The sequence below is a fragment of the Qipengyuania sp. genome (assembly GCF_042095715.1).
Taxonomy (GTDB): Bacteria; Pseudomonadota; Alphaproteobacteria; order Sphingomonadales; family Sphingomonadaceae; genus Qipengyuania.
On record NZ_JBELMO010000003.1, the window covers coordinates 1 to 15,496 of the forward strand.

Consider the following 15,496-nt stretch of genomic DNA (forward strand, 5'->3'; position numbering starts at 1 on the left):
TATGCGTGGCGACCGACGTGGCCGCGCGCGGCATCGATCTTCCGACCTTGAGCCTGGTGGTTCATGTCGAAATCCCCCGCGATGCCGAAACGCTTCAACACCGCTCCGGCCGCACGGGCCGCGCAGGGAAGAAGGGGACCGCCGCTCTCATCGTCCCCTACAGTCGGCGCCGACGCGTGGAGAGCATGCTTCGCGGCGCGCGGATCGAGGCGGAATGGATGGACGCTCCCTCCCCCGAACAGATTCGGGAGCGGGATCGCGAACGTGTGCTGGAAAGGATGCTGGCCCCCGTCGATTACGACGAGGAAGATCGCCAGCTCGCCGCCACCGTGATGCAGAAGATGAGCGCGGAGGACATCGCCGCCTCGCTCGTGCGGGCGCACCGCGCCGCCATGCCGCAGCCCGAGGAACTCACGGCCAACACGCCGGATGGGCGCACGCGCGAAAAGGCGGAACGCCACCGCCCCGGTTTCGAGGATACCGTCTGGTTTCGTATCGCAGTAGGCCGACGTCAGCGGGCGGAGCCGCGTTGGCTGCTGCCGCTGATCTGTCGCCGCGGCCAGATCACCCGTAACGAAATCGGCGCGATCCGGGTCGGTCAGCAGGAAACCCATTTCCAGATCCCCCGCGCCATCGCCGACAAATTCACCGATGCGGTCCGCACGACTGCGAATGGAGACGACGAGCAGGATTCGATCGTCATCGAAGCCGCATCCGAGCCGCCACGGGAAACCGCCCGCGCCAACCGGCGCGAACATCGTCCCGGCAATGTCCAGCCGCGTCCGTTTCGCGACAAGGGCTCATCCGGCGAACGCGCCACCGGTGGCAAATTCGAGAAGCGCAAATTCTCGGGAAAGCCCAAACCCTACAAGAGCAAGGGACCGGGAAAGAGCCAGGGCAAGGGCAAACCGCGCGGCTGAGGTCTGACGGCGGCGCAGCGCGCCACCCGAAAGCTCACCCGCTGGCGTGATAGAAATCGTAGATCTGCTGCGCCACGGCGTGGCTGATGCCGGGAGCACGCCTCAAATCATCGAGCGCGGCGGCGCGGACTTTGCCGGCGGTGCCGAAATGCAGCAGCAGCGCGCGCTTGCGGGCCGGTCCGATCCCCGGGATTTCGTCCAGGGGGGAGGCGGTGATGGCCCGGCTGCGTTTCTGGCGGTGCGCGCCGATGGCATAGCGGTGGACTTCATCGCGCCAGCGCTGGAGCTGGAACAGGACGGGTGAATTCACCGGCAGCATCTTTTCCCGCCCGTCCGGGAAATGAAACACCTCGCGCCCTTCGCGGCCGTGATGCGGACCCTTGGCGATGGCGATCAGGGGCACGTCTTCGATCCCCATCTCCTCCAGCGTGTCGCGCACGGACGACATCTGCCCTTTGCCGCCATCGATCAGGACCAGGTCCGGCCAGACGCTTTCATGGCTGTTCTTGCGCCCCTCCCCACCATCGGGATTTTCCGCGAGATTGCGGAAACGGCGCCGCATCACTTCACGCATCATGCCGAAATCGTCGTTGGTCTGCGCGGTCTTGATGTTGAACTTGCGATACTGGCCCTTCTCGAAACCTTCGGGCCCGGCGACCACCATCGCGCCCAGCGCCTTGTCGCCCTGGATATGGCTGTTGTCGTAAATCTCCACGCGCTGGGGCGGGCTCTCCAGTTCGAGGAATTCGGCCAGTTCCTGCAAGGTCTTTGCCCGGGTGCCGCTTTCCGCCAGGCGCCTGTCCAGCGCTTCCACGGCATTGCGTTGCGCTTGGCTCATCAGCTTGCGCCGCGTGCCGCGCTGGGGAACGGATATCTCAACTTTGTGGTCGGCGGCCGTGGACAGCGCCTGCGCTACCAGATCCTGTTCGGGCAGCTCGCGATCGACCAGGATCGTGCGTGGCGGTGGAACCTCTTCATAGAACTGGAGGAGGACATCGGACAGGACCTCGTCCTTCTCCAGATCCTGCGTGTGGCTGGGGAAGAAGGCGCGGTGCCCCCAATTCTGCCCGCCCCGGATAAAAAAGGCCTGCACGCCCACCTGCCCGCCCTTGGCGGCGAGTGCGAAGATGTCCGCATCCCCCACCCCGCTGGCATTGATCGCCTGGCTGCCCTGGATGAAGGTCGCCGCGCGCAGCCGGTCGCGCAGGATCGCGGCGGTCTCGAAATCGAGATCATCCGCGGCCTTGGCCATCTGCTTTTCGATCTTCGCCTGTACCGCGCCCGATTTGCCGGAGAGGAAGTCCTTCGCCTCCGCCACCAGCTCCTTGTAACCAGCCTCGTCGATCCGGCCCACGCAGGGGGCGGAGCAGCGCTTTATCTGGTAGAGCAGGCAGGGCCGATCGCGGCGACTGAAGAAGCTGTCGGTGCAGCTCCTCAGCAGAAACAGCTTCTGCAATGCGTTGATGGTGGTGTTGACGCTTCCGGCGCTGGCGAAGGGGCCATAATATTCGCCCTTCGCCTTGCGCGCGCCGCGATGCTTCATGATGCGGGGAAAATCGTGATCCGCACGCAGCAGGATGAAGGGAAAGCTCTTGTCGTCGCGCAGCAGGACGTTGAACGGCGGACGATAGCGCTTGATAAGCTGCGCCTCGAGCAGCAGCGCCTCGGCCTCCGAATTGGTGGTGACGATCTCCATCGCCCGCGTCTGGCTGACCATGCGGGTGAGCCGGCCGGACAGCGCCTTGATCTGCGTGTAATTGGCCACGCGCGCCTTCAGGCTGCGCGCCTTGCCGACATAGAGGACGTCGCCCCGCGCATCGAGCATGCGATAAACGCCCGGCTTGGGCTTCAGGACCTTGACCGTCTCGCGGATCGCGGTGACACCCGCTTCGAGATCCGGCTGCGCGCTGGCGACGGTGTAGGTCGCGCGCTCCTCCAGGAACCGGTCCTGCCCGCGCGGATCGTTGGGTCTGCCTGCCTTCGCCATGGCCCTTCAGCTAGGTTTTGCCGCCGGGAAAGGGAAGAGGCGCAGTGGCTGGTTTCCCTTGGCTTTCGGAGCTAGGCGCCATGCGATGGACTATGACGCGATTATCCTCGGCGGCGGGGCGGCGGGGCTGATGTGCGCGGCCCGCGCGGGCCAGCGCGGCAAGCGCGTGGTGGTGCTGGAGCGTGCGCGCGAACCGGGGAAGAAGATCCTGATTTCGGGCGGCGGGCGCTGCAATTTCACCAATATCCATACCGCGCCGGACCGCTACCTTTCCCGAAACCCCCACTTCGCGAAATCCGCGCTGAGCCGGTATACCGCGCGCGATTTCCTCGATCTGGTCGAACGGCACGGGATCGCCTGGCACGAAAAGACGCTGGGCCAGCTTTTCTGCGACGGCTCGTCCCGGCAGATCGTCGCCATGCTGATGGAGGAATGCGCCAGGGGCGGCGTCGAACTGTGCTGCGGTGTGGAGGACACGGCCATTACCCATGCGGATGGCCAATTCGGTGTCGGCGATTGCCGCGCGCCCGCGCTGGTGGTGGCGACGGGCGGGCCGTCGATCCCTAAGATGGGCGCTACGGGGGATGCCTATGCCATCGCGCGCCGGTTCGGCCTCAAGGTAGTAGAGCCGCGCCCCGCGCTGGTACCGCTGACGCTTGGCGGGGATGACGTGCTGTTCCGGGAGCTTTCCGGGGTTGCGGCAGATGTCGTCGCCAGCGCGGGCAAGGCGGCCTTTCGCGAAGCGGCGCTGTTCACTCATCGCGGTCTGTCCGGCCCGGCGATCCTGCAGGTCTCCAGCTATTGGCAGCCGGGAGAACCGATCGGCATCGACTTCGCGCCCGACCGGGCCGAGGGCTGGCTGCTGGAAGCCAAGCGAGCGGCACCGCGCGGCGATCTCAGGGGCCAGTTACGCACCCTCCTGCCCGAACGACTGGCAGCCACGCTGGCGGAGCGGCTGGCGCTGCCGGGCGATCTCGGCAATTTGCCGGACAAGGCGCTGCGCAAGGCGGAGGCTCAGCTTGGCGGCTGGCGCTTCCATCCCAACGGCAGCGAGGGCTTCGCCAAGGCGGAGGTCACACTGGGCGGCGTTTCGACGGGCGATCTGTCATCCAAGACCATGGCCGCAAAGGCGGTGCCCGGCCTCCATTTTATCGGTGAGGCGGTCGATGTCACCGGCTGGCTCGGCGGCTACAATTTCCAATGGGCCTGGGCGAGCGGGGTCGCGGCGGCAGAGGCAATCTGAGCGAGACGTGGACCGCAGACCGGGGGGTTTTGCAAAACTGTCGAACTTCCCCAAACCACTGCTTCATATACGTTTTCTGCCCATTCCTCGCACCGACACCGTATACTTAGAATTTTTCAGTCGGCGCGGTGCTTCTTACCGCGTTCGGCGCGGTTGGTGCGGAAACGATGTCGGCAATTTCAAAGAGCGGGTCGCGGCGTTCTACCGCGAGCCCGACCCTGTAGGAAAGCAAATAGGACAGGTACCGTTTCCGGCGCGCCCACCTTCAGAACAGCTTGCGGAATTCGATCTCCACGAAGCGCCCCGTCGGATCGATCAGGAACGGCTGATAGCGCAGAGGCACCACTCCGTTTTCATCCGTCACCCGCTGGCGCGTGTCGAACAGATTGTTCACGCGAAGCGACAGGCGGGCATCCTTGAAGAAGCCCGGATCGCTGCCGACCAGCCATTGCTGCTGGTCCAGCGCCATGAACAGGCGCAGATCGAAGGTGACGAGATCGCCGAAGAACAGGTCGCTCGAACCCGGCAGGCCCGATCCGTTGACCCGCGTCGCGCCCCGGTAATTGCCGGAAAGACGAGCGCCCAGCCCGCGATAGAAGCCGCCGCCTTCGATTTCGAACTGATGGCGTGAAACGCCGCCGCCGCTGCCGGTGGCATCCCCGTCCAGCAGGTCGAGGAAGGGGCCACCGTCGGCGATCAGCACCGAATTGACCAGGTTGATGGTGTGATAGACACCCAGATTCCAGCGGCCCTGCCCATCGTTGCCGCCCCGTCCACCGCCACCGCCACGGCGGCTGCCGCCCTCACGGTTTTCGCCGCCCGAACCGCCGCTCTCGCCACGGTTCTGCGCGCCTTCCCCGCCGCCCTGGCCCGTTTGGGGCATGGCGCATATGCGGGTCTGAAATTCCTTGAGCCGGGCAGGATCGACCGTGCCATCCGGACCCTTCAACCGATCGAGCACGGCGGGCGGAAGGGCCGCGGGATCGGGCTCTTTCGCCGGATCGGCACAAAGCGCCTGCCGCATGGCGGCGAAGCGCTCCGGATCGAACCGCCGTTGCGCATCCGCGTTACAGAACCTTTCGCGCATCACGGCAACGCGCGCCGGATCGATCTCTCCGTTCTCACCTTTCAGCCGCGCGAGCATGGGTTCGGGAATGCCCGAAAGATCGGGAATCTGGCCTTCCGGGGTCGAACAGAACCGCTCCCTCAGCGCGGCCATGCGCTGGGGATCGAAGCTCATTCCGCCTGCGCCCTGACCGGCCCCTTCGCCGGAAGCGCCGGCTTGCCCGCTGGACCGTCCGCTGGATTGGCCACCGCCCTGGCCGGAACCCGCGCCGCGCATTGCCGCGAAGAGACCCCCGCGCCCGGCGCGGGCCGGCGCTTCTCCCTCGGCATAGGGCTTGCCCAACTTGCCGAAGATATTGAAGCCATAGCGCAGCCGCTCGCTGCGCGTCTCGGCGAAGGTGACCGGGCGGGTGTCGATCGCGGTCAGATTGCCGGCGGGATCGCGCGTGACGCGATCCGGGAAAGCCGCCTCGATTGCCGAAGTCAGCGCCGGGAAGGACGATGTCACGTCGTCGGACCGGTTGCGGTAATATTCGACGACGATGTTGGTCCGGTCCAGCAGGTCGAGATCGTAATTGGCCGAAAGCTTCAGATCGCGCTGTGTTTCCGCCAGCAGGTTCGGATTACCGCCGCTGGTCTGGGTGATCAGCACGCTCTGTCCGGTGGCGAAATCATAGTAAGGTACGTTGAAGCTCTGGGTCACCGGTCCGCCCAGCTGGCTGAGCCCAGGCGCCGCCTCCCTTTCGCTATAGGTGGCGTTGAGCGTCAGCGGCTCGGCCGGGCTCCACACCAGCCCCGTGGTCCAGTTGCCCAGCGTGCCGAAGTCCGACACATGGTTCACGCCGCCGCCGATATTGAAGCTGAGATCGCCGATCGCGTCCCATACTTCCGCCCGCCTGCTGGCGATGGGTATGGAGATATTGGCGCCGCCATTCAGATCGCCGCGCGTCAGCGTGATCTCGCCCAATCCGGTGCGGCTGTCCTCGCTTTCGATCCGGCTCCAGTTGTATCCGGCATCCAGGGTCACCCCCAGTTCGCCTGCGGGCAGATCGAACGGCTGACCGATCAGCGTCGTCTTGTTGCTCGCTGACCAGACGCGGCTTTGCGCAAAGTCCTGGATCACCACGCCCGGTGCCGTGCGTCGCCGGTCGATCTCGCTTTCGCTCTCGGCCAGACTGGCATCGAACGTGGTCTGGAACTGGTAATCGCCGAGCCGCGTGCTGAAACCCGCACCAAGCGAATAGGTGTCCGATCGGGTGTTCCGGGTGATGGGATCGAGATCGATAACGGCGGTGTCCCCATTGGCGAGCGTCTGAAGATCGAGACCTGAAAAGGATGTGCCGGTGTTGCGGGCGTATTGTCCGTTCAGTGTGAGCTGCCCGCCCATTCCGTCTTCGCCCAGCGCCTGCGTACTGGAGATATTGGCCTCGAACTTGTCGGACCGCCCCACCAGGGTGCGAAAATCGCCGATATCCGGGCTGCCCGCCACCGTGGGAACGGCCCCCGTCTGCACGATGCCGCGCTCCGCCTCCGTCAGGGCCGAGGTCCGCGCATATTCTGCGGATGCATTGAGGCGCTGCTTGCCGTTGATCCGAAGCTCGGAAAGCTCGACTTCGCCGATGGTATAACCGCCGTCGGTCGGCCCGCCGATTTCTGCTTCCACCTCGCGGCTGGCGTAATTGTCCTTCAGGATGAAGTTGATCACGCGCTGTTCGGCGGAGAAGCCGAATTTCAAGGCCACCTGCTCGGGCAGCACCTCGACCCGCTTCAGCGCTTCGGGAGGGTAGCGGAAGATTTCGCGGAAATTGGTGACGCGCTGGCCGTTCACCAGAAATACGGGGCGGCCCCCGCGACCGTTGCCCGATCCGACTTGCGGGGCGAGCTGGGCGACCAGATCCTGGATGGAGCTGGCCCCGTAGGATTCGATGTCCTTTTCATCCAGTTCAACGACCGGCGCGTTGTCAGTCTGAACCACCCCGCCCACCCTCGCGGCGGTTACGATGATTGCATTGACGTCTTCCTCGCCCAGCGGCGCGTCCGGGGGAGCAGCGGGGGAAGCCGGTTCGGATTGCGCGGTTTCGGGCGGGGTCTGCGCCAGCGTCGGGGACGCGGCGATCAGCGCCACCAGCGAAACAGACATCAGTTTACGCAATGGGGAAAAACCTTTCATCGGGATGGTTCTCCCCTAGACCATGCGCACTGCGATAAACATGAATGGATCGCAAGGTTTGGACGGTAACGCATTGTCGCTGGTCGAGCGATATCTGCCGTTCGTCAGATTCGCCCTCGGGAGCGACGCCGCCCTTCCCTTTTGCAAGGCTTGCGGCTATGGCGCGCCACCGAGCGGCAGTTTTGCCGCTTTTATGTTTGAAAAGGATAGTATGGCCAAGGAAGAGCTCCTCGAAATGCGTGGGCGCGTGGTCGAGCTATTGCCCAATGCGATGTTCCGGGTGGAGCTTGAAAACGGCCACGAAGTGCTGGGTCACACCGCAGGCAAGATGCGCAAGAACCGCATCCGTGTGCTGGTGGGGGACGAGGTTCTCTGCGAACTGACCCCTTACGACCTCACCAAGGCGCGCATCACCTATCGCTTCATGCCGGGACGCGGCGGCCCCGGCCCGCAATAAGCGCGCCTGCCCCATGGGCACGCCGCATCTCACACTCGCATCCGCCAGTCCGCGCCGCCGCGAATTGCTCGCCCGGCTGGGCATAGCGCCGGACGCGATCGCGCCAGCCGATATAGACGAGACGCCGACCAAGGGCGAGCTTCCGCGCGATTATGCCCGGCGCATGGCGCGGGAGAAGGCGCTGGCGGTGCCAGCCGCAGGTTTCGTGCTGGGCGGCGATACCGTCGTCGCGGCGGGGCGGCGCATATTGCCCAAGGCGGAAAACGAATCGACCGCGCGGCATTGCCTCGAACTGCTGTCCGGGCGGCGGCACCGGGTGTTGTCCGCAGTGGCGCTCGCCCATCCGGACGGCACGGTGCGCGAAAAGCTGAGCGAGACCATAGTACGCTTCAAGCGGTTTTCCGACAGCGAGATCGCAGCCTATCTCGCGGGCGGCGAGTGGCACGGCAAAGCCGGCGGCTATGCCATCCAGGGCACCGCCGAAGGGCTGGTCGAATGGATCCACGGGAGCCATTCGGGCGTGATGGGTCTGCCGCTTTACGAAACACGCTTGTTGCTCAAGGCGGCGGGATTTCCGCTTGGCTGAGTGGCTGGTCGAGGAGGGCATCGGCGAGAGCCGTGCCGTTTACGTCCACTCGGAGCGAATACTGGCCGCCTGCCTCGAATGGCATGGACAGGTGCAACCCGGATGGGTCGTCGACGCCCGGCTGGCATCGCGTGCCGGGGGCAGCCCGCGCGGCACCGTGCTGGTCGATGGCGAGGAAGTGCTGGTCGACCGTCTTCCCACCAGCGCCGCCGAGGGCGCGGTCATCCGCATCGCGATCACGCGCGCGGCCTTCGCCGGGCCGGGGCGCTTCAAGCGCGCGCAGGGTCGCCCCAGCGAGGCGCAGCTCGCCCGCCCCTCGCTGACCGAGCGACTGGCGGCGACCGGCACCCCGTCGAAGACAGTAAGGCGCTTCCCTGTCTCCGGCTGGGACGAGCTGGTGGATGAAGCGCTCACCGGCACGGTCGCCTTTTCCGGCGGGACGCTGTGGCTCACCCCCACCCCCGCGCTGACCGCCATCGACATCGATGGCGATCTGCCCCCCGCCCGCCTGGCCATGGCCGCCGTTCCCGCGCTGGCGGATGCGCTGCGCCGCTTCGACATCGGTGGGTCCGTCGCGGTCGATTTCCCGACACTGGAAGCCAAGATGGACCGCCGCGCGGTGGACGAGTTGCTGGCCCGACATCTGGACGGCTGGCCGCACGAGCGCACCGCGATGAACGGCTTCGGCCTGGTTCAGATCGTAGCCCGTGCCACCCGCCCTTCGCTGTTGCAACGCGCAAGCTGGCAACGCGGAGGACTGGTGTGGCGCAGGCTGCTGCGCCGTGCCGAAGCGCTGGAGGGCCCCGGCATTGTCGAACTCGCCATCGCTCCCGCGCTGAGGGCACAAGTGGTGCAGGCGCATATCGAAGAGCTGGAACGGCGCACGGGCAGGCGCGTTCGCCTGATCGACACCCCCGCCCTTGCCTTCGATGCCCCCCATGCCCAGCTTGTATCCGATGACCGACACGCCCCGTAGCTGCCCCGTCTGCGGCAATGCCCGCAGCGAGAATACCGCGCCTTTCTGCTCCTCGCGCTGCCGCGACCGCGATCTCGCCCGCTGGTTCAACGATGGCTATGCCGTGCCGGGGCCCGCCGCCACGCCCGAAGATATCGCACGCGAAGTGATCGGTGATCGGGGCGACTGACCCCGCACCGTCCGCTGGCGCATTCGGACTTGCGGTTGTAACACCGCCCGCTGAAAGGAGCGGCATGAACGCGCCGGAAACCATCGTCGCCGATCCCGACCCAGAAACGGATCGCTACGTCAATCGCGAGCTGAGCTGGCTGGCCTTCAACCGCCGCGTGCTGGCGGAGGCGGAAAACCCGCGCTATCCGCTGCTGGAGCGACTTCGCTTCCTTTCGATATCCGCCAGCAATCTCGACGAGTTCACCATGATCCGCGTCGCCGGGCTGGAAGGCCAGGCGAGCCGCGGGATCGAGACCACCGCGATCGACGGATCCACGCCGCGCCAGCAGCTCGACGCGATCCGCAGCGAGGTTCTCGATCTCGAGGAACGGCAGCAGGCGATCCTCAACGAACTGCGTCGCCTGCTGGCCGACGAAGGCGTTCTGCTCGCCGAGATCGACCAGTTGTCGGTGAAGCGCCAGGACTGGCTGCGCGATTATTTCGAAAACGATATCCTGCCCCTCATCACCCCGCAGGCGATCGATCCCAGCCACCCGTTTCCCTTCGTCGCCAATCTCGGAATGGGCGTGATCTTCGCGCTGGAGCGGGTGAACAAGGACACCGATCTCATGGAGATGGTGCTGATCCCCAGCGGCGTGCCGCGTTTCGTGCGGGTGCCCAACACCAAACCCGGCGAAACCGCGATTTATGTGGCAATAGAAAAGCTGATCGTGCGGTTCGCCGATCTGCTGTTCCCCGGCTTCCGCATCAAGGGCGACGGGCTGTTCCGCGTGCTCCGCGACAGTGACATCGAAGTCGAGGAAGAGGCGGAAGACCTGGTGCGCGTGTTTCGCAGCGCCATTCAGCGCCGCCGTCGCGGCCGCGCCGTGCTGCTGGAGCTGGACGATGAATGCGATGCGGAGGCCGAGGCCCTGCTGCGCGACGAGTTCGACATCGAAAGCGCCATGGTGGTGAAGACCGGCGGCATGCTGGGGCTCCACCATCTCGACGCGATCTGTTCCGAACCGCGCCCGGATCTCAAGTTCACGCCGTTCAGCCCGCGCTATCCCGAACGGGTGGTGGAACATGACGGCGACGCGTTCGCCGCGATCCGCGAGAAGGATATCATCATCCATCACCCATACGAGAGTTTCGAGGTGGTGAACGACTTCGTGGCGCAGGCCGCGCGCGATCCGGCGGTCGTCTCGATCAAGCAGACGCTCTATCGAGCGGGCGACCAGTCGCCGATCATCAATTCGCTCATCGAAGCAGCGCAAGCGGGCAAGGCGGTGACCGCCGTGGTCGAGCTGAAGGCCCGTTTCGACGAAGAGCGCAACCTGCGCTGGGCCAGCGAACTGGAACGCGCCGGGGTACAGGTGATCTACGGCTTCGTGGAATGGAAAACCCATGCCAAGGTCAGCCTGGTGGTGCGGCGCGAAGAGGACGGCTACCGCACCTACTGCCATTTCGGCACCGGCAATTACCATCCGGTGACGGCCAAGATCTATACCGATCTCAGCTATTTCACCGCCGATCCCGCCTACGGCCGCGACACTGCGAAGCTCTTCAATTTCATCACCGGATATGTCGAGCCGCGCGATATGGAGAAGCTGGCGATTTCCCCGATTTCACTTCGCGAAACGCTTTACCGACACATCGACCGCGAGATCGAACATGCCCGCGCGGGGCGGAAGGCAGGCATCTGGGCCAAGATGAACTCGCTGACCGAAAAGGGCGTGATCGACCGGCTCTACGCGGCCAGCGAAGCAGGTGTCGACATCACGCTGGTGGTTCGCGGGATCTGTTCGCTGCGCGCGGGCGTGCCGGGCCTGTCCGAAAACATCCGCGTCAAATCCATCATCGGCCGCTTTCTTGAGCACAGCCGCATCTGGGCTTTCGGCAATGGGTATGCCCTGCCCAGCCGCCGCGCCAAGCTGTTCATCACCAGCGCCGATGCCATGAGCCGCAACCTCGACCGCCGCGTCGAAGTGCTGGTACCCATCGTCAACAAGACCGTCCACGACCAGGTGCTCGACCAGGTCATGCTGGCCAACATACTGGATACCGAGCGAAGCTGGCGTCTGGACCCGAACGGGGATTATCACCGATTGGCGATTGGCGAAGGCGGCTTCAACTGCCACGGCTACTTCATGTCCAATCCCTCCCTTTCCGGACGGGGCGCCGCGATCGAGGAACACGATGTTCCGCGGTTGAGCCTGCGCGATCGCCGCAAGTGATCGCAGCAAACGGGCGCACGCCGCAATGGCGGCGGCGGCGCGAAAGCAGCGCCAGCGCGGTAATCGACATCGGATCGAATACCGTGCGCCTGGTGATCTACGGGGCTCCGCGCCGCGCGCCTACGGTGCTCTGGAACGAAAAGGTTTCGGCCCGTCTCGGAAGCGATCTGGCCGATACCGGACTGATGCCGGAAGCCGCGATGGAAGAAGCGCTGGCTGCACTCGACCGCTATGCGCTGATCGCTTCCGACCTCGGCGTACGCGATATGCAGATCGTCGCCACCGCTGCCCCGCGCGATGCGGACAATGGCCCGCAATTTCTGCGCCGCATCGCCGACCGCGGCCTTCCCGTGAAGCTTCTGACCGGCGAAGAAGAGGCCATGGCCAGCGCGCATGGGGCCATCGGCGCCTTCCCCGGCGCGCACGGCGTCGTGGCCGATCTTGGCGGCGGCAGCCTGGAACTGATATCCGTAAAGGATGGCAGCTGCCATGAAGGTGCCAGCTTTCCCCTGGGTACACTGCGCCTCCCCGCACTGCGGGCGAAGGGTAACTTCGAGCGCAAGGTTGCCAAGATGCTGAAAGCGCAGGACTGGGCGCGAAACCAGGACGGCCCCCTCTATATGGTGGGAGGGACCTGGCGCGCCCTGGCCGCCTACGCGATGCGGGCGATGGATTACCCGCTCACGGATCCGCATGGCTTCACGCTGACCACAGAAGACGCGCTGGCCTTCGCGAAAACCATCCAGCGGTCAAAGACATCCAAACTGGCGCAGATCCGCGGCATCAGTTCCATGCGCGCGGAAAAGCTGCCCGATGCGGCCGCACTGCTCCGCGTCCTGCTGGCCGACCTGATGCCCGAAGGGCTGGTGTTCTCCAGCTGGGGCCTGCGCGAGGGATTGCTGTTCCAGCGCCTGGACCCGCTGGACGGGGCCAAGGACCCACTGCTTGCGGGCGTTTCGGAATTTGCCGCCGAACGATCGGCCAGCGTTACCGATGCAACCCTGATCGCAGCGTGGACTTCCGCCGCCGCCAGCGGATCGGGAAACCGCACCGAGCGCCTGCGTCTGGCAGCGGCACAGCTTGTGCTGGCGCTTCACAGGGTCGAACCGAACTTGCGGCACGAACATGCCCTGGAATGGGCGCTCGACAAGCGCTGGATCGGGGTGGATGCGAATGGCCGCGCCATGCTGGGCGCGGCGTTGCTGGGGAGCCTAGGGACCACGGCCCATCCCGATCGCCTGACGCGGCTGGCCAGCGCGGGCGAGTTGAAGGAAGCCACCGGATGGGGGCTTGCTCTCAGGCTCGCCCAGAGGCTGGGCGCGGGCGCCAGGGCCGCTCTTTCGGCAAGCCGTTTGATTGCGGACGAGGGCACACTGACGCTGCGTGTCGAAGCGAGTCACGCAGGGCTGGTCACCGCAGTGGTGAAAAAGGATCTCGGCATTCTGGCCGAGTGGCTGGGGCTGGAAGCGAGCGTGGACTGAAGGCGGGCCGGATCGCCCGCCACAGGTCCGTGGACCCGAAGGCTCAGTCGGCGGTGGCGGGTGCTGCGAGCGGGAAGAAGGGTATCCTAACCTCCAGCGGTTCTCCATCCTCGCGCGTGAAGGTGTAGAAGCCTTCCATCGAGCCATGCGGAGTGTCCAGCGGGCAGCCCGAAACATAATCGTGGCTTGCTCCCGGCTTCAGCATCGGCTGTTCGCCGACGACACCGTCGCCATCGACGATAGCGACCTGACCGCGCGAATCGGTGATCCGCCAATGCCGCGTAATCAATTGCACGCTCTCGTGCGAGTGGTTTTCGATCCGGATATGGTAGACCCAGAACCACTTCCCGTCGTCTGGCTGCGACTGCTCCGGAAGAAAGCTGACCGCCACCCTCACGGCAATGCCGTGGGTTATCGCTGTATGCTGAAACAGTGCTTTCATCGACTCGCAGCCTAATGCTTCGTCCCCGCCATGCAAGGGCTGCGCGGTGGAATGCCCCACCTTTTCCCTTCCCCGGACCCTTCGATCGCCTGTTTGTCGCGCCGAAATTCGGCCCGCCCGCGTTGGGCGAAATGTCAGGCGATTAGAGCCCGGCGGCGGACAGGGCCTTGTCGAGATCCTCGGTCAGGTCCTCGATATCCTCCAGCCCCACGTTGATCCTCAGCAAGCCTTCCGTCACGCCCATGTCGGCGCGCACATCTTCGGATAGGCCGGCATGGGTCGTGCTTGCCGGATGGCACATCAGGCTGCGCGCATCCCCGATATTGTTGGAGATATCGATCAGTTGCAGGGCGTCGAGGATGGCGAACGCGGTTTCGCGATTGCCGGCGTCGATGGCAAAGATCGGACCGCAGGCCTCCATCTGTGTCATCGCCAATTCGTGGCGGGGGTGGCTCGGGAGACCCGGGTGCAAGATGCGCGGCACCCGGCTTTCCGCGAACTGCCCCAGCGCCAGCGCGTTCTCGCTCTGACGGCGGGCGCGCAGGTCCAGTGTTTCGAGGCCCTTCAGCACAACCCAGGCATTGAACGGGGAAAGCGTAGGCCCGGTGTTGCGCTGAAACGGCAGCAGCACCTCATTGATGAACTCCTCGCTGCCGCACACCGCCCCGGCGAGGACGCGGCCCTGGCCATCCATCAGCTTGGTGGCGCTATAGGCGACGACGTCGGCACCGAACGCCATCGGACGCTGCAAGGCGGGGCTGGAGAAGGCGTTGTCCACCACGGTCGTGATGCCGTGTGCTTTGGCGACCGAACAGACATGGGCGATGTCGACCACATCGAGGGTGGGATTGGCCGGGGTTTCGAAGAAAAAGACCTTGGTATTCGGCCTTATCGCCGCTTCCCACGCCGAATCGTCGGCACTGTCGATGGTCGTGCCTTCGATGCCGAACCGGGGGCAGAGACTATCGACGAGCCAGCGGCAGGAACCGAAGGCAGCCTTGGCGGCCACGATGTGATCACCGGCCGACAATTGCGACAATAGCGCGGCCGTCATCGCGGCCATGCCGCTGGCCTGCGTCCGGCAGGCCTGTGCGCCTTCCATCAGGGCGATGCGTTCTTCCAGCATGGCCACCGTGGGGTTCTGCAATCTGGAGTATGTCATCCCGTCCGCCTCGCCCGCGAAACGGGCGGCGACGGTGGCTGCATTGTCGTAACTGTAGCCCGAAGTCAGGAACAGCGCTTCGCTGGTCTCGCCCTGTTCGGACCGCCAGGTTCCTCCGCGCAGCGCCTGGGTGGCGGGGCGCCAGTTGCGCGTAATTTCGCGATCGGTTCCGGTTGTTCTCTTCATCGCGCGCCGCTGTAGCAGCGGTGCAGGCCCGCGCAAACCAAACGAACTTTGGACGGAGAATGCAGCCCGAAAAAGAAACGGGCGGGAAGTCGCCTTCCCGCCCGTTCGAAATCAGGTCTGCCGGTTATCAGGCACTGACCGCGTCGTCATCATCGTCATCGGCAATGATAATGATGCCGGCAATAACCGCAGCAGCGGCGAGACCAGCGATGATCAGGCCACTTCCAACGAGACCCTGCTCGCCTTCGGCAGGAGCAGCAGTACGCTCTGCAGCGTTTGCACTGACAGCAATAGGGGTAGCAACGAGGCCTGCCGCAGCAGCACCCATCACGATCGACTTAATAGACATAGAAATCTCCAACCCGAGAAAACTTACGGACACGAGATGATTTCCCCCACCTCGCTTGCCTTTGCCTTGAAGAGCCTTCTTCGCG

13 protein-coding genes are annotated in these 15,496 nt (G+C 65.0%); 8 read left to right on the forward strand and 5 right to left on the reverse strand.

Annotated elements, in window-relative coordinates:
* A partial coding sequence (locus ACFDTG_RS01435; RefSeq protein WP_375289301.1) for a DbpA RNA binding domain-containing protein occupies positions 1-920 on the forward strand: 920 nt, incomplete at its 5' end.
* A 34-nt stretch (positions 921-954) separates the two neighbouring features.
* Here the strand turns inward: ACFDTG_RS01435 and uvrC are convergent.
* Positions 955-2,907, reverse strand: coding sequence for an excinuclease ABC subunit UvrC (gene uvrC / locus ACFDTG_RS01440; RefSeq protein ID WP_375289302.1), 1,953 nt, complete (start codon positions 2,905-2,907; stop codon positions 955-957).
* 85 nt (positions 2,908-2,992) lie between these two features.
* Here uvrC and ACFDTG_RS01445 point away from each other — a divergent pair, with 85 nt between their 5' ends.
* Positions 2,993-4,150, forward strand: coding sequence for an NAD(P)/FAD-dependent oxidoreductase (locus tag ACFDTG_RS01445; protein WP_375289303.1), 1,158 nt, complete (start codon positions 2,993-2,995; stop codon positions 4,148-4,150).
* 265 nt (positions 4,151-4,415) lie between these two features.
* Here the strand turns inward: ACFDTG_RS01445 and ACFDTG_RS01450 are convergent, their stop codons facing one another.
* Positions 4,416-7,355 (reverse strand): TonB-dependent receptor plug domain-containing protein, encoded by a 2,940-nt coding sequence (locus ACFDTG_RS01450; protein ID WP_375289304.1) that lies wholly within the window; start codon positions 7,353-7,355, stop codon positions 4,416-4,418.
* A 241-nt stretch (positions 7,356-7,596) separates the two neighbouring features.
* On the opposite strand from ACFDTG_RS01450, the gene infA reads away from it, so the two are divergent.
* From infA to ACFDTG_RS01480, 6 genes are all read left to right on the forward strand, one after another.
* Positions 7,597-7,842, forward strand: coding sequence for a translation initiation factor IF-1 (infA, locus tag ACFDTG_RS01455; protein ID WP_007163491.1), 246 nt, complete (start codon positions 7,597-7,599; stop codon positions 7,840-7,842).
* A gap of 13 nt (positions 7,843-7,855) precedes the next feature.
* A complete protein-coding gene (locus ACFDTG_RS01460) occupies positions 7,856-8,428 on the forward strand; it encodes a Maf family protein (protein WP_375289305.1) in 573 nt (190 codons plus the stop codon).
* Complete coding sequence (locus ACFDTG_RS01465) at positions 8,421-9,404, forward strand: ribonuclease (protein WP_375289306.1); 984 nt, start codon at positions 8,421-8,423, stop codon at positions 9,402-9,404. The genes ACFDTG_RS01460 and ACFDTG_RS01465 overlap by 8 nt, the downstream gene beginning before the upstream one ends.
* Positions 9,385-9,573 (forward strand): DNA gyrase inhibitor YacG, encoded by a 189-nt coding sequence (locus tag ACFDTG_RS01470; protein WP_375289307.1) that lies wholly within the window; start codon positions 9,385-9,387, stop codon positions 9,571-9,573. The genes ACFDTG_RS01465 and ACFDTG_RS01470 overlap by 20 nt, the downstream gene beginning before the upstream one ends.
* Before the next feature lie 64 nt (positions 9,574-9,637).
* Positions 9,638-11,791 (forward strand): RNA degradosome polyphosphate kinase, encoded by a 2,154-nt coding sequence (locus ACFDTG_RS01475; RefSeq protein WP_375289308.1) that lies wholly within the window; start codon positions 9,638-9,640, stop codon positions 11,789-11,791.
* Complete coding sequence (locus ACFDTG_RS01480; RefSeq protein ID WP_375289309.1) at positions 11,788-13,272, forward strand: hypothetical protein; 1,485 nt, start codon at positions 11,788-11,790, stop codon at positions 13,270-13,272. The genes ACFDTG_RS01475 and ACFDTG_RS01480 overlap by 4 nt, the downstream gene beginning before the upstream one ends.
* Before the next feature lie 43 nt (positions 13,273-13,315).
* On the opposite strand, the gene apaG is transcribed toward ACFDTG_RS01480, so the two are convergent.
* The 3 genes from apaG to ACFDTG_RS01495 form a co-directional block, all read right to left on the reverse strand.
* On the reverse strand, positions 13,316-13,714 hold the full coding sequence (gene apaG / locus ACFDTG_RS01485; protein ID WP_375289310.1) for a Co2+/Mg2+ efflux protein ApaG: 399 nt from the start codon (positions 13,712-13,714) through the stop codon (positions 13,316-13,318).
* A 142-nt stretch (positions 13,715-13,856) separates the two neighbouring features.
* Positions 13,857-15,062 (reverse strand): trans-sulfuration enzyme family protein, encoded by a 1,206-nt coding sequence (locus tag ACFDTG_RS01490; protein WP_375289311.1) that lies wholly within the window; start codon positions 15,060-15,062, stop codon positions 13,857-13,859.
* Between the two features lie 127 nt (positions 15,063-15,189).
* Entirely contained in the window at positions 15,190-15,411 is a 222-nt protein-coding gene (locus ACFDTG_RS01495; RefSeq protein WP_375289312.1) for a hypothetical protein, read from the reverse strand.
* Between the last annotated feature and the right edge of the window lie 85 nt (positions 15,412-15,496).